At 35.2% G+C, this 20576-nt stretch carries 11 protein-coding genes and 1 pseudogene; 4 read left to right on the top strand and 8 right to left on the bottom strand.

Translation table 11 applies throughout. The features are described 5' to 3' along the window. Positions 1–26: 26 nt before the first annotated feature. The 4 genes from I583_RS00795 to I583_RS00780 form a co-directional block, all read right to left on the bottom strand. Entirely contained in the window at positions 27–740 is a 714-nt protein-coding gene (locus I583_RS00795) for a WxL domain-containing protein (RefSeq protein WP_010762639.1), read from the bottom strand. Positions 741–828: 88 nt separating this feature from the next. Further along, positions 829–5562 (bottom strand): leucine-rich repeat protein, encoded by a 4734-nt coding sequence (locus I583_RS16230; RefSeq protein WP_016249885.1) that lies wholly within the window; start codon positions 5560–5562, stop codon positions 829–831. Between the two features lie 54 nt (positions 5563–5616). Continuing rightward, a complete protein-coding gene (locus I583_RS00785) occupies positions 5617–6492 on the bottom strand; it encodes a peptidylprolyl isomerase (RefSeq protein WP_010762635.1) in 876 nt (291 codons plus the stop codon). A 95-nt stretch (positions 6493–6587) separates the two neighbouring features. Continuing rightward, on the bottom strand, positions 6588–7931 hold the full coding sequence (locus I583_RS00780; protein ID WP_010762634.1) for a glycosyltransferase family 2 protein: 1344 nt from the start codon (positions 7929–7931) through the stop codon (positions 6588–6590). 381 nt (positions 7932–8312) lie between these two features. Here I583_RS00780 and I583_RS00775 point away from each other — a divergent pair, with 381 nt between their 5' ends. Together I583_RS00775 and I583_RS00770 are read left to right on the top strand one after the other, a co-directional pair. Continuing rightward, positions 8313–9803 (top strand): helix-turn-helix domain-containing protein, encoded by a 1491-nt coding sequence (locus I583_RS00775; RefSeq protein ID WP_010762633.1) that lies wholly within the window; start codon positions 8313–8315, stop codon positions 9801–9803. An 8-nt stretch (positions 9804–9811) separates the two neighbouring features. After that, on the top strand, positions 9812–10006 hold the full coding sequence (locus tag I583_RS00770) for a hypothetical protein (protein ID WP_010762632.1): 195 nt from the start codon (positions 9812–9814) through the stop codon (positions 10004–10006). A 974-nt stretch (positions 10007–10980) separates the two neighbouring features. Here I583_RS00770 and I583_RS17100 read toward each other — a convergent pair. Beyond that, positions 10981–11067 carry a type I toxin-antitoxin system Fst family toxin gene (locus I583_RS17100; protein ID WP_425268400.1) on the bottom strand — a complete coding sequence of 29 codons (87 nt, stop codon included), beginning with the start codon at positions 11065–11067 and terminating at the stop codon, positions 10981–10983. A gap of 182 nt (positions 11068–11249) precedes the next feature. Here I583_RS17100 and I583_RS00760 point away from each other — a divergent pair. Continuing rightward, positions 11250–12554: pseudogene (locus I583_RS00760) on the top strand (ISL3 family transposase). 220 nt (positions 12555–12774) lie between these two features. Here the strand turns inward: I583_RS00760 and I583_RS00755 are convergent. The 3 genes from I583_RS00755 to I583_RS00745 all read right to left on the bottom strand — a co-directional run bounded on the left by I583_RS00755 (position 12775) and on the right by I583_RS00745 (position 19609). Continuing rightward, a complete protein-coding gene (locus I583_RS00755) occupies positions 12775–14073 on the bottom strand; it encodes a hemolysin family protein (RefSeq protein WP_010762628.1) in 1299 nt (432 codons plus the stop codon). 125 nt (positions 14074–14198) lie between these two features. After that, positions 14199–16145 (bottom strand): KUP/HAK/KT family potassium transporter, encoded by a 1947-nt coding sequence (locus tag I583_RS00750; RefSeq protein WP_167584578.1) that lies wholly within the window; start codon positions 16143–16145, stop codon positions 14199–14201. A gap of 827 nt (positions 16146–16972) precedes the next feature. Then, a complete protein-coding gene (locus I583_RS00745; protein ID WP_010762626.1) occupies positions 16973–19609 on the bottom strand; it encodes a cation-translocating P-type ATPase in 2637 nt (878 codons plus the stop codon). 705 nt (positions 19610–20314) lie between these two features. On the opposite strand from I583_RS00745, the gene I583_RS00740 reads away from it, so the two are divergent. Then, entirely contained in the window at positions 20315–20569 is a 255-nt protein-coding gene (locus tag I583_RS00740) for a helix-turn-helix transcriptional regulator (RefSeq protein WP_010762625.1), read from the top strand. Positions 20570–20576 lie beyond the last annotated feature (7 nt).

Raw genomic sequence — 20576 nt, 5'->3', positions numbered from 1 at the left:
ATTTGCACCAATCTCTACTAGTTATATTACTTAGCTGGATCAGCTACTAATTCATACGTAATTGATGTAGAGTAAGCATCTGTATTAATTGCTGCTTTTTTTGAAATAGATAAATTTACACCATTAGTCGTACCATCATCTTGTAGTGTACCTAAACCTAAGGACCATTTTCCAATTCCTGTATGTTTATCTGCTGATGCAATCTCTTGTGCTTCTAACCCTAACGTAATTTCTCCTGCTCTTGCTTTTGGTGCACCTTCTACATTTGCATAATAAAGGTTTGAAAATGTCAATTCGGCACCTTCTAATTTGTTTTTCTTACTATCTATAAAATCACCATCTTGTTTAACCGTTAAACTCCAAGATTCTCTATCTGTTCCTCGTGAATCTTTCGTAGAAACAAAAGGAACAATATTTTCTTCTTTACCTTCCACAGTTATTTTATCTGCCAATGCATTCCAAGAATTTTCTGATTTAGATTGTTCCCCAAAATTTAAGCTAGATGCATATGTAATCATTAACTCTGCACCTTCTGGATTACTTGGATCTACTGGATACAACGGTTTACTTGGATCTTCTGGATCTACAGGATCCGTAGTACCATTATCTTCTAAAAAGGTAACTGTCGCTTTTGTTTGTGCGTGCTGTCCATCTTCGTATTCTGCAGCATAGCTTACATTAGCTCCTCCCAAAATTGTTGTAGCTACAATTAAACTCATTAACATCTTTTGTTCTTTCATATTAAATCCTCTTTTCTCCAAAGTTAAGTATATACGTCACCTAATAGCTTAAATAAAACTATTAGGTGATGTATAAGTTTAAATAAGTTTAAATAATTTTATCTAACGCTACTTCCAATTGAAGCGCCTCTTCTTCACCTGTCACTACTTGTAGTTTATATTGGTACAAACTTGTATTTTGATATTCATTTGGAATAATCACTTGGAAACCTGATTTCATATCTAGTCCTGAAATCCCTAAGTTCCAACTTGTTAAATCCCAAGTATGAATATTTTTTAATTCTTTTACTACTTTTCCTGACTTATCTTCAATCACCACATTCTTTTGATGTTTTTCACTGAAATTATAGTCTGTATTCAAGACATACCCATTTACGAAACGACCATTTTTCGATTGTCCCTCTGAAATCAATCCCATCATCGGTTTGTCTGGAGTCGTTACTTTCAACATAGCTTGACCATCTTTACTCATGGTTTCAATTGTTTTTAACCCAACATTATTCGTTGGAATATCTAAAAACGCATCCTGATAAGCTTGAATGCCAAACATCTTTTGGTTTTCTACAGCGATTGGTACAATGGTTGCTTCACCGTTTCCAACGACTACATTAACTTGAAGTTTATATGTTCCAGCCTGCACCGCTGCCATTGTTTTTTCGGAGAGAGTTACTTGGTATCCGTCGTATTGACCTGGTGTATACCAATTTGTATTGACTGTTGGAATAGCTGCGGCTACTTTGCCAGATTCATCCACTAATTCCAATGTTTTTACTACTGATTCTTTTTTGGATAGGTCAACACCTTCCATTTTGACTTGTCCATTTAAAATCAATCCGTATGATTCCCAGTATCCTTTTTTGAATACATGAGTGGTTGCCGCTTTTGAAGGATTTACTACTACTTCTGCAGCTGGACTTTCTTCTCCATCTACTGTTTGTGTCACACTGATTTTTGTATCGGCTTTTTGTTTCGCAATCTTGATTTCAAAGTTTCCTTCTTCATCTACTTTGCTTTTACCAATTTCTGTGCCATTTACTTTTGCGCTTACTTCTGCACCTTTCATACCGTTACCAGTAATTACTTCGTCACGATCAGTCACTGGATTTACTTTTGGGGCTTTTACTTCTTCTTTGTGACTTACTACAACCTCAGTGGCTGGACTTTCTTCTCCATCTACTGTTTGTGTCACACTAATTTTTGTATCGGCTTTTTGTTTTGCAATTTTGATTTCGAAGTTTCCTTCTTCATCTACTTTGCCTTTACCAATTTCTTTACCATTTACTTCTGCGCTTACTTCTGCACCTTTCATACCGTTACCAGTAATTACTTCGTCACGATCAGTCACTGGATTTACTTTTGGGGCTTTTACTTCTTCTTTGTGACTTACTACAACCTCTGCAGCTGGACTTTCTTCTCCATCTACTGTTTGTGTCACATTGATTTTTGTATCGGCTTTTTGTTTCGCAATTTTGATTTCGAAGTTCCCTTCTTCATCTACTTTGCCTTTGCCAATTTCTTTCCCTGCTACTTTCGCGCTTACTTCTGCACCTTTCATACCGTTACCAGTAATTACTTCGTCACGATCGGTCACTGGGTTTACTTTTGGTGCTTTTACTTCTTCTTTCACATTTACAGTGAATTTTCTATTTACTCCTGTTTCTTCAATCGTTCCTTTTTGGTTATCTAATACAATTCTCCCTTGATACTCACCAGCGCTATCTGCAGTAGCTGTTATTTTGTAGTCCAATGGATTACCTTTATATTCTTCTTCCCCTTTTGTAAATACCCCTTGTAATTGCATTTCTTTTTTTGCAACTTCCTGGCCATTTAGCACTACATCATTGAAGGTTAAAGTTTTCTTATCTCCCTCATTCAAATTATATATGACATCGTCTGTTTTGATTCCTACACCTACAACTGTTGGTGCTGCATCAAATGAAGCTTTTACATTGTTTGCTACGTTTCCTGGGAAAAAGACATAATCTAATTTAGAACCAGAAAATGCTGTTTTAGACGTTTCATTTAATGATGGCAAGTACAGGCTTGTTAATGCTGTGCCAGAGAACGCAGAGTCACCAATACTTGTTGCAGATGGTAACTCTACACTTGTTAATGATGTTTGATAGAACGCAGCGTCACCAATGCTTGTTGCAGATGGTAACTCTACACTTGTTAATGATGTTTGATAGAACGCAGCTTCACCAATGCTTGTTGCAGATGGTAACTCTACACTTGTTAATGATGTTTGATAGAACGCAGATTTACCAATGCTTGTTGCGACTGGTAGATCTACTGTCTCCAAGTTTTCAAATGTGGAAAAATCACCAGTACCCGTAATGTTATTCACTTTTAATTTCTTGATTGAATCTGCACTATCTGAAAATACCTCTTTTACTGTCCCTAATGTATCTTCTGCTTTCATCCCTACTTCTACTTCTTCAATACTATCTACGTTCCTGAACGCATCTTTATGAATGCTTGTTGCGACTGGTAGATCTACACTTGTTAATGGTGTGCTCGCGAACGCATAGTCACCAATGCTTGTTGCAGATGGTAAGTCTACACTTGTTAATCGGGTCTCATTGAACGCAGAGTCACCAATGCTTGTTGCAACTGGTAGATTTACACTTGTTAATGCTGTGTTCCAGAACGCAGCGTCACCAATGCTTGTTGCAACTGGTAGATTTACACTTGTTAATAATGTGTTGCTGAACGCATAGGCACCAATACTTGTTGCAGATGGTAACTCTACACTTGTTAATGATGTTTGATAGAACGCATAGGCACCAATGCTTGTTGCAGATGGTAACTCTACTGTCTCCACGTTTTTAAAAGGTACTGTATCTGAAGTAAACTCACCAGTCTTCTCAATATTATTCACTTTTAATTTCTTGATTGAATCTGCACTAGCTGAAAATACCTCTTTTACTGTCCCTAATGTATCTTCTGCTTTCATCCCTACTTCTACTTCTTCAATACTATCTACGTTCCTGAACGCATCTTTATGAATGCTTGTTGCGACTGGTAGATCTACACTTGTTAATGGTGTGCTCGCGAACGCATAGGCACCAATGCTTGTTGCAACTGGTAGCTCTACACTTGTTAATGATGTTTGATGGAACGCATAGGCACCAATGCTTGTTGCAACTGGTAGCTCTACACTTGTTAATGATGTTTGATAGAACGCATAGGAACCAATGCTTGTTGCAACTGGTAGATTTACACTTGTTAATGCTGTGTTCCAGAACGCAGAGTCACCAATGCTTGTTGCAACTGGTAGATTTACACTTGTTAATGCTGTGTTCCAGAACGCAGAGTCACCAATGCTTGTTGCAACTGGTAGATTTACACTTGTTAATAATGTGTTGCTGAACGCATAGGCACCAATACTTGTTGCAGATGGTAACTCTACACTTGTTAATGATGTTTGATAGAACGCATAGGCACCAATGCTTGTTGCAGATGGTAACTCTACTGTCTCCACGTTTTTAAAAGGTACTGTATCTGAAGTAAACTCACCAGTCTTCTCAATATTATTCACTTTTAATTTCTTGATTGAATCTGCACTAGCTGAAAATACCTCTTTTACTGTCCCTAATGTATCTTCTGCTTTCATCCCTACTTCTACTTCTTCAATACTATCTACGTTCCTGAACGCATCTTTATGAATGCTTGTTGCGACTGGTAGATCTACACTTGTTAATGGTGTGCTCGCGAACGCATAGGCACCAATGCTTGTTGCAGCTGGTAAGTCTACACTTGTTAATCGGGTCTCATTGAACGCATAGGCACCAATGCTTGTTGCAGCTGGTAAGTCTACACTTGTTAATCGGGTCTCATTGAACGCATAGGAACCAATGCTTGTTGCGACTGGTAAATTTACACTTGTTAATGGTGTGCTCTCGAACGCAGCTTTACCAATGCTTGTTGCGACTGGTAGATCTACTGTCTCCAAGTTTTCAAATGTGGAAAAATCACCAGTACCCGTAATGTTATTCACTTTTAATTTCTTGATTGAATCTGCACTATCTGAAAATACCTCTTTTACTGTCCCTAATGTATCTTCTGCTTTCATCCCTACTTCTACTTCTTCAATTGTTGAAACCAAATTAAATTCATCCCCATGAAATGTACTAACGTTAGGTAAAGCTACGCTTTGTATGTCAGTGGTTTGAACAAACATTTTTGGCGCAAGTATTGTGATGTCACCCGTTACTTGTTTTCCACTAATACTATTATAATTACTAAATGATACGGGTGTATCGTCAAATGATCCATGTAAAACTAACACGTCGACTGCCCCAATCACATGACTGAAGTCCTCTTTCATATGAGTTGCTACATCATTGACATCAGTTTGATTGGCAGTAATCTCTAACGTTTTAGAAAATTCATTCCAAGTGATTTGATGATCCTCATACTCTTTGCGGTTCTGTACACCTTTTTCTTCTTTGGTTGTTGAATCATCTGAATCCTCAGGTTTTTCTGTTGTTATTGAAGTTTCTACGTCTTGCTTTATAGAACTTTCTGTAGGTGCGTATTTTTCCACTACTTCTTTTTTTGGTTCTTCTTTTCCTTCTGCTTCTTCCGTTGCAGTAGGTGTTGACTCTTCAGTCTTTTGGGTTTCTACTTCATTCACTTCTTCTTTAACCGCATTTGCTGATGAATCTACCGTGGGTTCTTGCTGTTCTTTATGCTCTTGTGCATACGCAACCGTTGCTGACGCATTAGTAATTACGGGTGTCGCCAACATACTTGTTGCCAATGTCAGTCGCAAACTTTTCAATAATTTTTTCTGTTGTTTTTTACTTAATTTACTCATTCTAAATCCCCTTATTATATATTATTCACATAAATAGCATATATCTATGATGAACTACTTAGTTTGGTTAAAATCTTTAAACAATTCTTTATAGGGTAGATTGTGACTGATTAATTGTTCTTTTTGCACAAGCTCTTGAATTAACTTATTCTTATTAAATGTAGTCACTTGTTCTTCTAAATAATCTACTTTCATTGTCTCTTTATCTTGCTCATAAGAAGTTTTTTCCCCTAATTCATCTAATTGTAGTAAATACACTTGTTTTCCTAACTGAACAGGTTCACTTACTTCTCCTACCTGCTTAAGTTGTTCACCATGTTTCCGAATTGTTTCATCCATTTTTACGTTTGTCGCATAATAAATTTTTTGAGCGGTTAATTGTTCTTTTTCTTTCTTATGTGCATCCAACCATTGTTGAATTGTTTGACCATTAGTTAATTCTTTTCGGATTTCTTCTGCTTTTTCTATACCAGGTACTCTTAAAGCCGTAACTTCTCTTGAAGGACTCCAATGCTCATAATATTTTTTCAATACTTTGTCACTCGTATCGGCCTCTTCTTTGACTCCTTTTTCAAGCATAAGATTGCTTTCTAGTTCAAAGGCCCACTCTGCTTCGGTTTTACCCATTTCTTTCAACGACGTTTCAAAATCTTCAAATCGTTCTTTTTCTGAATCCATTGCTTGCGTTAACGTATACTTATCAACGGAATAATTTTTCTTTAGTAATTGATAACTAATAAAATCTTCTAGTTTTTTCTGTCCATCTATTTTTAATAAATGCTGATAATAGTCGTCGGTAGTAATTGTTAAAGCTTCTCCGTTTACTATTACTTCAGAATTGTTTTTAACACCTAACCCACATCCTGCAAGCAATGCAGCGAACATAGTTAACGCTCCTCCTACAATGATTTTTTTCTGTAATGACATCATATTATTAACTACCACCTCGTTTTATATTGCTGCACTAATAAAAAATAACGCAACGACTACACCAACTAATAATGTAAAATACATATTCTTTTTTTTCATTCTTCATCTATTCCTTCTTCCATCGAATTAAAACGGATATGCTTATCCGTTGTCATACTATGAACAGTTTTCACCCACTTATTTTGTGGATAAAACCATGTACAAAAACCAACAACTTGCACAATTGCATATGTTATAGTGTTCCATAAGAAAGCTATCAGTAATCGAAGCATAAACAATAATTTTTTCCACCATTGCTTTTGTTCTTTAAAATCGTGTGCACCTTCTTGCAGACAATACACTACAGGGATAATAAAAAAATTAAAAACTTCTAACGCGACCCAAAAGGGCAATAATGAAAATAATCCTGGGAAATAATGCCACAACCGAAAATCAATCATCCCTAAAATTCCGATAATGCAAAAAGCAACTGGTCGAACCATTGAATAAGAATAAAAAAGTGTTTCTGTCTTATTCAAAAATTCATTCAAACTTTTTGATTGAAATATACTCTTGATTTGTTCAGGTGTTTGAGTAATTCCAACCAACCAATGGCCTTGTGCCCAACGTTTTCTTTGGCGGTGACTAACAGAAAAATGATTGGGTTTTTCATCATACGTCTTAGCCCAGTGATTCCATCGTGATTGCTTTCCTTGAATGGATAATTCTACTTGTAATTCAAAATCTTCAGTATAGCTTCTTGGATTCCAACCATAGTCTTTAATATAGTCCGAAGCTAATACAAAGCCTGTTCCACCGATAGAAGCATTCCATCCCAAAAGAGCTTTCGCATATTGCACTGCTCGATTCGTAATATAGTACACTGCTGCGTAACCAGTCGAAGTCATAGAACTAAACACATTTTTAGTTCCTAAATAACCCTGTACCACTGTTAATTCTGGGTTCGCTTCAATTTGAGAATTTACTTCTTTTAAATAATCTGGATGTAAGTAATTATCCGCATCTACAAAAACAATGTAGTCATACCTATGCCAGTTCAATGGCTCACTTGTTAAATAAGCAGCTATTCCGTGAGGTTTTCCTCTGGGAGCGCCTCTTTCACTCTGATTTTCGAATACTTCAATATCATATTTCCGTGCCAATTCAGCTGTACGATCTGTGCAATTATCAGCGATACATACAATGTCGTATAACTTTCTGTCATAATTTAAAGAAAGCAAACCTTGTATTGTTTCTTTTATTACAGCTTCTTCATTATTAGCTGGTATTAGAAACAAAAAACGTCGTTTATCAGGAACAATTGTATATTCTCTTTTGGGCTTCTTTAAGCCAAATACAGATAACACGGTATAGTAAATTAGATTAGCAAATACTATAACAACTAAAATACGACAAATCCAAGCTAACGTTATAAACAACCATTCAGGCAATTCAAACATCTATTCATCTCCTCTTTTTTGTATCCAACTCTATTCTCTTTTCAAATTTCATAAGGACTATATTTAAGTTTTTCACCACTCCTGTGTACTACGTTTTCTCCTTTTCTTCGAATGAATTTGTAACATAAACAAATGTTTTTTTACGTTTGTATAATTATTTTTACAAAACGAAGAACTCCTCTGGTTACGGGCTTCTTCGTTTTATTTATTTCTCCTTTTTTCAAACTATACTTGCAATTAAAACATTGTTTTATTTACATTATTATTCGACATGTGCTAGTATAACTTACTGTAAAAACTACTCGTCTCGTGTTTAGTCTATTTTTTTAAAAAAAAAGATACTCCGCGCTAATAAAAAATTTAACTAAGGAGAACTATTTTATGGATACTCTGTTTTTATCAACAAATAAATTAAAAAAACTTCAAATGGTACAACAACTATTGGTAAATAAGTACATTGGCATTTATTCTCTATCTGAAGAAGTTCAGCTTTCTTTGCCATTAACAAAGAGATATATTTCAGAAATAAATACAGACGTACAATGCATCACCAATTGCGAGCTAATTGTTAAAAATAAGGATAATGTCTATACTCTGCAATCAATTTTTAACCAAGAACATCAAAATATTTATACAGATTTACAGCTTTTATATTTAAACGACTCTTTATCTTTTCAATTATGTAAAATAGTTTGTGGCTCGACAAAAATAAAACTTAGCGAAATATGTACTCTCTTATCCGTCAGTCGTGCTCATGCTTTTAGAATTATTAAAGAACTAAATGCCATACTTCAACATTTTAATATTAAATTTGAACTAAACAAAAGTGGTCATTATGTCTTTGCAGGCGAGGAAATTTCAATACGTATATTTATTTTTAACTTCGTCAACCAATGTATTGCATTTGATGAATGGATTTTTTCTGCTACATCTCAACTTGAAATTCAGGCAAAACTACTAACGATTCTTAAATTACCCTACCAAGAGTATTCAAAGCGTCAAATAACTCTTTTGGCTACTGTTTTTCAAACACGAATAAAAACTCGTAACTATCTACCGAGACTTACTGATAAATATACTCTATCACTTTTGGAAAAATTCCAGTACTTTTCAAAAATAGCCGTACACGATTATTTGTTGAATCAAAACTTAATAGACGAAAATATTATACAAACAGAGACTCTTTATCTTTCTTTTTTTGCTCGTATTCTTCTTGCTGATTCTTTACAAAAAGATAATATTTTATTGATTGGTGAAAAATTTCTAAATGATACATGTCCCGATTATGAACTGTTAAGTAATTTAGGTCCCTCTTGGTCACAGAAATCTATTTTAAATTTTTCTTATCAACAAAATTGTATTTTTATGTACTACTGCATAATCTTGTATACACTAACACTTTTAGACATGACACTTTTAGATATTTGGTTTTTAGACTTGCCAGAAAATAAGAAAAATGTTTATTTAGATACAGAATTACAAACTCGAACTCTCTCTTTTTTTAAATCTTTCATTCAAAAAAATGTAACTACCGACAAGTACAGTTTTTGGTTATCGTCAACTTCTAGGATTAATTTTTGTAGCTTACTTTACCTAGCAACAATTCAAAACTATTCGAAACAATTCACTATTTATTTATACTTCACTAAAAGCTTTAATACCAAAAAATATATTCGTTCTTTTCTTAAAAACAACTTTAATGCCTCTCTCATAAAGATTGTTGATTCACCGAATGAAGCCAGTTTAATCATCACTGATCGTTTTGATTATCCTAAATCTAATAACCAAAAAAGCATTGTAATTTCAGATTTTTTTAACAAAACACAACTAAACATGTTACTTCAAATTATTAACGAATACATCCTTGATTAAAGGAGACTGTGATTATTTACTCTATTAAAAAAATAAAAAGAAATATTGATATTTTGAAACAAAATAATCGTGACGATATAGTAGAAAAAAGTCAAAGATTACTTGATAAATACCTTGAAATTGAAGGGGAAATTAAAAATGGTGGTATTATTTATGGAAGGCAATCTAGAATAAATGTAGAAGGAGATAAAAATGAGTTTTGATCAAATGAAGCATTTAAAGAAAGTGCATAAACTGAGACGTCAAAGAACAATTGATTGTGTTGAACAGACAATCAATCAGTTATTGGCCACAAATCAGCTAATTAATTTTTCGAGAGTAGCCAAATACTCAGGTGTTGGGAAATCCACTTTATACTCTATTCCAAAGCTAAAAAAAAAGTAGATTTCTACAGAGAAGAATCATTTCAAAAGAATTATAAGATAGAAAACAGTTCAACAAAAAAAGATATGATAATCCGTTCCCTAAAGAGAAAAATAGCTGTGTTGGAAAAAGAAAATAAAACCTTAAGTAACCAGTTAAAGCAAGTTTATGGAGAGTTGTTTGAGTCTACAACGCAATCTGAGGAACATAGTTGATGAGCAAATTGGTTTATGTGAAAGACAATAATAATATAGTATCTATTTGCTTTATTAGAAACAGTCAACCATATTCACGCTTATACGATTGGTATCTTCCATATCATTATTTGGATAGAATTCGTATAAATGATGATATCAAAATAAAAGTGAATAGCAAAGTAAAAAAGTAAGAATAATAAACTTAACCTATCATCCTTTAGCAAAAGATTGGTATGACCCTTTTCCACTTATGCATAGTCAACCAAGCTGGCAAGTTCGACGTATTTGTGAATTACTAAATCAAGAAGGCATTGAATACTATATAGAGCGTTGTTTTAAAGGATTAACGAATATCGATCGTTCGTAAAATGAAAGAAAATTCTCCGGCAGCAGCTGCGGATCTTTCAGGATAATTTTTTTAAAGGCGAACGGTAAAAATTCCTGAAGCTAAAAATCATTCGGACTCTAAAAAGAATCAGTAAAAAGTAACAATGTTGTTATCAAGTAAAAAAAGTGTTATACTATAGATACAGAAAAAGAACATGTAAAGCACTAACCCCTAGAGAGGTCGGACTCTCTAGGGGTTTTTTGTGGGCTAATGTCGCCATTAGGTTGTTTTACTTCTTGTTTCGAGTATTTAGCCAATACTCGAAAAGAGCTACTAACAGCCCGACAAGAAGGTGACAGAAAAATGCTAAGAACATGTAAAGCACCTCCTCACCGTCGCAAGACTGTCGGATAGGCGACACTCTATTATAACGGCTCTATACTTTCTGATGTTGGTGAGAAATCACCGGCATCTTTTTTAATGCAAAATAATAGAAAAGACACACTGATATCCTTTAGAATTAAGTCGTCTAAAACCATTCAAAAAGGAGAAATCAAGATGTCCTATACAAATCTTATCAAAGAAACCTTAGATATTCTAGACTTAAACATTACTTTTACTGAAAATTCTTTAAAAAGAGAGCGCATTAAAGGAAGATTTTGTCAGGTGTTTTCTGGTACATTGGATTATTTAGCCCATTCTTGCCCTCATTGTGGCGGTAAAGATGACGGAGCGATTATTCGTTGGAGCTATACAACTTGTCTTATTTTACTGAATGATGTTTCTGAATACTAAACTTATTTACGCTTGAAGAAACGCCGTTTCTTCTGTCATTCCTGTAAACAAACCTTTGTTGCTGGAACCAACCTTGTTGAAAAATATTGCTCCATTTCAAAGAAAGTAAAGCTTTCTATTGCAGATCATCTAAGAAAAGTAACTTCTATGAGTGAAATTGCGCGTCAAAAGAAAGTCTCTGTCTCTTCTGTTTACCGGATATTGAAACAATTTTATGAACCGAAAAAAATCAATCAGTTAACCTTACCGGAAGTCCTTTGTTTCGATGAATTCAAATCCGTCAAGCAAGTCGCAGCTTCCATGAGTTTCATCATGATGGACGGGCAAACAAAACAGTTAATTGATGTCATTGAAAATCGTCAACTACCTTTTTTGGAGCGTTACTTTTTACGATTTCCTCTCTCTGTTCGTAAAACAGTAAAGTATATTGTTTGTGATATGTACACGCCTTACTTTTCGCTAGTCAAAAAGCTGTTTCCAACGGCTCAGATTATTCTTGATCGCTTTCATATTGTTCAACTCATTGGGCGAACCTTTTTAAAACACCGTATTCAGCGAATGAACACGTTTCTTCATCACGGAAATATAGAAGAAAAAAAATATCGACACTTGAAGAAATACTGGAAACTTCTTCAAAAAAGTCAATCGAAGCTCGATTTTGAAAAACGCCTTTGGCGTTCTTCGTTCCGCACCTATTTAACTGAAACAGAAGTCGTTGATCGTTTACTTGCGTATGATAGCGAGTTGAACACTGGCTACACTTTTTATCAGGACTTTCTTTATGCCATAGAAACACGAGATTATGTAGGGTTTCTCTCATTATTGAGCGAAGAGTATCCTATGCTTCCCGCTTATTATCAAACAGTCATTTCTACGTTTAAAAAGGTACAAAATGAACTTAAAAATGCGCTAGAATTACCGTATTCTAACGGACCATTAGAATGCTTGAATAACCATATCAAAGTATTAAAGAGAAATACCTGCGGGTTTCGTAACTTCTATAACTTTAAATTGAGAATTACTTTATGTTTTGGCACAGTACTTTTTCAACCGAATAAAAAAACCTAGAGGTATTTCCCTCTAGACTTCATCATTGATTTAATTCTTTAGTTTTTCTCCACCAACATTAGTTGACAAAGAGCCATTTTAAGCCAATTTTTAGTTGAAGATAAGTTTCGCTAGTTTCTTCATCAGAAAGCAGTTATTGAATCGTCATTTTCCAGAGTTCAGTCATCATAAACGGTATCTGGATTTTCCGTTAGTTCTATCTTAGTACGTTTTACTGTTTTTATTCTGCCGATTTTGTTACTTTAAAATAATCAATATGGGCATGCTCATAATCCATCACTTCAAAAGTAAAACGATCTATTTTGATTTGATCTCCTACAGCGATTTGATTATTTTTTTGTTCCACGATAAAGCCTGCTAATGTAGACATCTCTGAGTTTTCAAACAATGAAATTTTAACTTTAAAGTAACGTTCAAAATCATCAAGCGTGATTTTTCCAGAAACGATATAAGAATTATCTGATTCTTTTGCAATCAAGGCGTTTTCCAAATCCGTTTCATCCCTGATATCTCCGACCAGCTCTTCTAAAATATCCTCAATTGTGACCATTCCTGTCGTTCCACCGTATTCATCCTTTAAAATTGCAATGTGTTTTCCTTCTTTTCGCATCATTGTCAATAAACTTTTGATAGGAATAGTTGTTAAAGCAACGATAGGCTCTTCCACTAACTCACTGACCTTTTTTTGGTCATTAACAAATGATTCCTTGATCAAAGCTGGCAGTGTTACATATCCCAAGACATTATCTTTAGATTCTTCGATTACTGGATAACGTGTATGTCCTCTTTTTAAAGAATGTTGGATTGCTTGAGCTACTGTTTCATCTGCTTCAAAAACTTCCATAGATGTTCGGTCAACTTGGATTTCTTTTGCTAACGTGTCATCAAATTCAAATACATTTTCCATATAATGGTATTCTTCTTTTGTTAGTTCGCCTTTTTTATAAGAATCAACTGCTACATACAGCAATTCTTCCTGTGTTAACGTTTCTTCGCCTTCTGAAACTAATTTTATCCCTAATAATTTTCCTAGTTTCGCAGCAGAATGATTTAGTAACCAGATGAAAGGATACATTACTTTATAAAAATAATGCAAAGGTTTAACGATAGCTAAAACAACTTTTTCAGTTTGGGCAATACTGTAACTTTTTGGCAGCAATTCGCCCACCACGACATCTACATATGTCACAATAGCAAAACCTAAAATCACTGAAACCGTCCTACTAAGCGCGGCACTGATGGGGAGATTCCCGATTAGTGGATGTAGTAATGTTGCGACCGAACCTTCACCAACCCACCCAATGATTAGACCTGTCAATGTAATCCCTAGTTGACTAGCAGATAAATAGGCATCTAAATGATGGGTCACATGGATTGCCAGTTCTGCGTTTTTAACGTTATCCTTTTTTAATTGCTCTAATCTTGACATACGAATTTTCACTAAAGCAAATTCACTTGCTACAAAAAATGCCGTAATCGCAATCATTAAAAATAATATGAAAAAATTTATTGCAAGCATATTTTACACCTCATTTTTCTTCTATCTCTTTATTATACTTGTCCTTTCAAATTAGCGCGAATAGGAACTATTGGGTTAAAACAAAAATCCCTAAGACTTCCAAACCGTCTTAGAGATTTTCATTTTTAAGATAAAACTTTTCGTTCCCTTAATCGTGTCTTTCTTGTATCACCAATAATCAACGGAACTGATTCATATTTCACTTCACTATATTCCAAACCAAACCAGTTTTCTGGCGTGGTGGTTCTTTTTTTGATAGCCAATTTCAGTTGCATGATTTGACGATCCCATTTCTTCAATTCGGTTACTTTAGATAGCTCTTCACGAATAATAATAAATTGGAAATCACCGACTTCACGGCCTGGTGTCAATGAATACTTTTGCGGCTGTTTAGGTAAACGACCTTCTTTCATTAAATCATAAACGATTTGACGAATATAAACATTGACCTCTTGTGCTACATGGAAACCAAGATAAAGTTGAACTTGCACAATAAAATCTGTGCCCATCATATCTACAGAATACTCTTTCGTAAAAGGCTCATCCGTTACTTCAACGTTTACAAACCAGTAAACATTTGCTCTTTTTGGTTGCTTATCTAAAATCGAATAAATGATTTGACGGCCGATTTCATCTCCAATCGTATCTGGCGTCATGAAAACAACATTAGTTTGAGATTTTGGCACAGTCGTGTCATCTTTTAGCATCCGTAATTGTTCTACATATTGTTTAAGCGGAACGGTATCGGATGTTTTCTCTTTGATAATATTGCCCCATTCCCAAATTGTCATCACTGCTAGAATCAACAAAGCAATCCCGACGGCAACATAACCACCATGGAAGAATTTCGCAATACTTGAGACAAAGAAAATCGATTCGATACTACCGAAGAACAAGGTAACCAGATACGCAACCCATTTTGGTGCACCTTTTTGCAATAAATAAAACATCAATAAAATAGTTGTCATCAACATTGTCACAGTGATTGAAAGACCATAAGCTGCTTCCATATGCGTAGATGTTCTAAAGGTGATCACGATTAATGAACACACGATCCATAACATCATATTGACTGCTGGAATATACATTTGCCCAATATTAGCACCTGGGTAAATAATCTTCAATCTTGGTAATAATTTCAATTTAATTGCTTCTGAAACTAGTGTGAATGATCCTGAAATCAATGCTTGAGACGCAATAACTGCTGCAACTGTTGCAAAAACAACACCTATCAACATAATACTATTTGGCATCATTTGGAAAAACGGGTTTAGGTTTTCAATTGCTAAAATAGACGGGTCATTTTTTGCACTCAAAATCCAAGCTGCTTGTCCTAAATAATTGAGGATCAAACAAATTTTGATATACGGCCAACTAGCACGAATATTATGTTTACCAACGTGACCTAAATCAGAGTATAGTGCTTCTGCACCAGTAGTTGCTAAAAAGACATTCCCTAAAACAAAGATTCCTAATTTATTTTCAGGACTAAGTAACAGATGAATCGCATAATAAGGATTCAATGCACGAAGAACTGTCCAGTCTTGTCCAAAATTGATTAGCCCCATCACACCTAAAAATGTAAACCAAGCAAACATGATCGGTCCAAACGCTTTACCAACTGCATCAGTCCCAAAACGTTGAACAGAAAATAAGATAAGAATAATGACTAAGGTAATCATCACAATAATGTTTTGATCACTGCCAAACCGATCAAAGAAAACCGGTATTCCCCGTAACCCTTCAATCGCTGTTGTCACCGTTACTGCTGGCGTCAATACACCATCCGCCAGTAAAGCAGCTCCCCCAATCATAGCGGGAATGATCAAATACTTCCCTTTTTTACGAACAAGCGTATATAAAGAAAAAATTCCACCTTCACCATGGTTGTCTGCATTCAATGCAATTACAACATATTTGATTGTTGTTAAAATCGTCAATGTCCAAAAGATCAATGATACCGCACCAATAATGAAATTCTCTGAAACATTCTGAAGACCGCCATTATCTCCGACGATCGCTTTCATTACATAAAGCGGACTTGTTCCGATATCACCATAAACAACACCCATTGCTACTAAAAGACCAGCAGCGGTCAATTTCTGATGATGCGAAATTTTTGACTTCTCTACCACAAGATTCTCCTCCAATTTATAAGCTAAAAGAGCTCGGTCAGCCTCGACTAGAAAATAGGAAATCATGACTGAGGCGCTTTTTGCCTCTTTCATTATTTATCTTTTTCCCGAAAGACTAGCTCTTGAAGCTAGATAATACTAAAAGCTAAAAGAGCTCGGTCAGCCTCGACTGGAAAATAGGAAATCATGACTGAGGCGCTTTTTGCCTCTTTCATTATTTATCTTTTTCCCGAGAGACTAGCTCTTAAAGCTAGATAATACTAAAAGCGAAGCGGACTCATCCAGCTCTGACTGAAAATAGGAAATCTGTTTGTGAAAATCTTTGTCACTGGCAGATTTTATCTTTTTTCCGAAGAGTTAGCCCGCATAGCTAGATAACAAGAGACCTAAGTGAAACGACACTTGGCCCTTACACTTAGGTCTCGCAATTTCATCCTTAGACCAGTGTTTGCACACTTGCTGTTGATCTAAAAACATAGATAAACTATGTTGCTACTCCCCTAAGATCTTTATCTGGAAGCCCAAATAAAAATATCGGTTACTATTTATAATTTAATTAAAAAATATCAGTTAAAAAATCAAAATAACTGATTTTGATAACAACTATAATACTCCTTTCACATTTTAGCAAGCCTTTTATGTAAATAATTTCAATAGTATTTTCAATGTATCTTTTCACATAATTAAATTTTTATAAAAAGAACGCCTGAAGTACGGATATTCAGTAAGAAATCAGCACTTCAAGCGTTGTATTTATTATTTTTTTATTCAGTATCTTCTTCTGGTGAGTAATGGAATTTGATCATTTCATTTACAAAAATCGGGATGATCGATAAGCCCATTACAAGTAACCAGTGATTAATTCCAATCGGAACTAATCCAAACAGCTCTTGCGTGAATGGTAATAATGCAATGACTGTCGTGATGATAACAGCCAATACGGCCATTTCAAAGAGTGATTTATTTGTCGATAATTTTACTCTAAAAATTGATTCTGTACTTCTCACATTAAAAACATGCAAAATAGATGAATAAGCTAAAATCAAGAATGCGACAGTTTGACCAATTTCATGACTTGCTTCGAAAAAGTATGAAACTGAATCAACATTTGCACCTAAGTAAAATCCAAACAAAGTAATTACAGTAAAAACAAACGCATTGATTCCAATTTTTTGCCACAAACCGCGCGCAAAGATTCCTTCATCTCTTGGAATCGGTGCTTCATCCATGATTCCTTTTTCAGCAGGTTCTTTCCCTAACGCAAACCCTGGTAGACCATCTGCCACAACGTTCACAAATAATAATTGGACAGCCGTAAATGGTGCCCCCCAGCCTAAAAGCATAGCAATCAACACAATGAATATCTCTGAGATATTACAGCTTAGTAAAAAGTTTACTGCTTTACGGATATTTCGATAAACTGCCCGACCTTGTGCGACTGCATCAACGATCGTCGCAAAATTATCATCCGTCAAAATCATATCAGCAGCTCCTTGTGCGACATCCGTTCCAGTAATTCCCATTGCACAACCAACATCACTAGCTTTTAAAGCGGGTGCATCGTTGACTCCATCACCAGTCATGGCCACAACAGCACCTGTCCTTTGCCATGATTTGACTATACGAATCTTATCTTCCGGTGTTACACGAGCATAAACAGAGAGTGATTTCACTCGTGAATCTAATTCTTCATCTGACATTTTTTGTAACTCTGAGCCAGTCAAAGCTTCACTTTTGTCTGTTAATATACCTAATTCTTTCGCAATTGCTCCAGCGGTTACTACGTGATCCCCTGTGATCATCACTGTCTTGATCCCAGCTTTTTTAGCTCGGGCAATAGCACCTTTACTTTCTGGTCTTGGTGGATCGATCATGCCAATCAATCCTAATAGCCTTAAATTCTTCTCTAATGCCTCTGAAGTAATTTCCGTAGGTTCTTCATCATAGATCGCATAACCAACTGCAATCACGCGCAAAGCACGTTTTCCAAAGCGGTCATTTACTACCGCGGCTTGTTCTACATCGCCAAAACGGAAGCGAGTCAACAAAACATCGAAAGCACCTTTTGTTACAGAGATATATTTTTTCCCCATTTTATGCACAGTGGTCATCATTTTACGCTCTGAATCGAATGGAATTTCACCGATTCTCGGGTATTTTTCTTCTAATTCAGCTTTAGTATGGTAATTCTCTTCAACGGCACGTACAATTGCAGCTTCTGTTGGGTTTCCTTGAATAACTAAGTCATCCCCATCTTTATCCACGATAACATCTGTACAAAGAGAGGCCATTTTTAAAACTTCCATAGCCTCATCTGTCATCGCATCTTCTGTATCCGTTACTTCATCTCCACGTGACCAAACACGTCTGACACGCATTTTATTTTGAGTCAACGTTCCAGTTTTGTCGGAACAAATAACATTGGCAGTTCCCAAAGTCTCGACAGCTGGCAAGCGACGAATGATCGCGTGTTTTTTAGCCATTTTCTGAACACCATAAGCCAGTGTTAATGTAACGATCACCATTAATGTTTCAGGCACTGCTGCAACGGCCAGTGATACTGCTGTCATAAACATTTCCAACATTGGCTCACCTTGTAGTTCCCCAATAATAAATACTAAGGCTGCCGCACCTAAAGCAATTAAGCTAATACGCTTACCTAATTGATTCAAACGTTTTTGTAAAGGTGTTTGTTGTGTCACATCGTCATTCAATAATCCAGCGATTTTTCCCATTTCAGTTTGCATGCCAGTCGCTGTGACAATTGCTCTACCACGACCATTTGATACAGTACAACCTTTAAATACCATGTTGATTTGATCACCGATCGACGAATCATCTTCTCCTATGTATTCCGAATCTTTTTCAACAGGTTCACTTTCTCCAGTAAGGGCAGATTCTTCAACTCTAAGTTGTGATGCTTGTATCAAACGTGCATCTGCTGTAATCATTGAGCCTGATTCCAACACAAGTATATCCCCAACAACAACATTTTCTGCATCGATGGTCTCGACTTTGCCATCACGTAACACTGAACTGCTTTGTTTGTTCATATCCTGTAATGCAGCTAACGATTTTTCAGCATTTCCTTCTTGAACGATTGCCAGTACTGCGTTGATTACGACAATTGCGATAATCAAGATTCCTTCAAAATAATCCCCGTGATCTGTAGCAATTGCTGTGTAGAACGAAATAGCTGCTGCAACTAATAAAATAATTGTTGTAAAATCAGATAGACTATGAAGAAATTTTTTTACTATAGAATCTTTTTTCGCTTCTTGGAACGTATTAGCACCATGTTCAGCGAGTCGTTTCTTTACCTCTTGTTCTGTTAATCCTTGCTCTTTATTTGTGTTCACTTCTTTGATAATTGTTTCGATAGGTTTTTTGTATGCTTCCATCCTATCCCCCCATTCTTATTTTTTCCTTCTATTAATATAGTATCTATATTCACTATACCATGTTTTTTTTTCAAACTTCAATAAATATGGCTAATTTTTCATTTTTTCTTAGTACTTTTTCAACCCTGTAAACTAGTTACCCCATAAAATTTATTTACTGATTAAAAGTCTTTCGACTTGAAAACGCTTACTTTATATGGTATTATAATTTTAGAAGGAAGGAGGAAATATCAGTTGTATTGAAGAATTTCTCGAAGCAAGAATGAGTAAACACAAAATTGTTAGCAGAACACGATTCACCTTTCATCAATAAATATATGTAAAGTATAAAAATCATAAAAGCATCTTTACAAATAGTGAATATGTGTAAAAAGTTGGACAATCAATCCAAATACAACAAAAAAACACGTATAAAGATAGTTTGATTGAAAAAAATAAAAAAAAGAAATGTAGAAAATGTAATGAAGACAACATTTGGTTTATGAACAAGAAATTCAACTAATTACTTTGCATGTATAACGAAAAGTAACAAAAAATCATTCGATACACTGATTCCTTCCGGAAACAAGAGCCAAGCTAGTCGAGAAGCTTGGCTTTTTTCTTTATATTTTATCTGCATGATATTTGTAAGTGAAAGTAAGATATGGTATATTGACTATGCGCTTTTTATTTACTACATAAATTAGACTATTGGAGGGATTTGCATTGCCAAAAAAGAAGAACTCATCTTTCGAGAGTTCCATTCACGTCTACAGAGCCATGAAACGCATGACCCAACAGGAACTTGCTGACAAAGTGGGAGTATCTAGACAAACAATTATTCAGTTAGAAAGAAATAGATACAATCCTTCCCTTTTACTGGCTCACGACATAGCAGACGTTTTCGAAGTGCCGATTGAACAAATCTTCACTTTCAAGAAACTAACAGAAGACGAGCAAACAAACGAAGAAACCGACTAACGGAAGG

Source organism: Enterococcus haemoperoxidus ATCC BAA-382 (assembly GCF_000407165.1).
Classification (GTDB): domain Bacteria; phylum Bacillota; class Bacilli; order Lactobacillales; family Enterococcaceae; genus Enterococcus_L; species Enterococcus_L haemoperoxidus.
The sequence above is the reverse complement of the archived record's forward strand: the minus strand, read 5'-3'. Positions and strand labels throughout refer to the sequence as shown.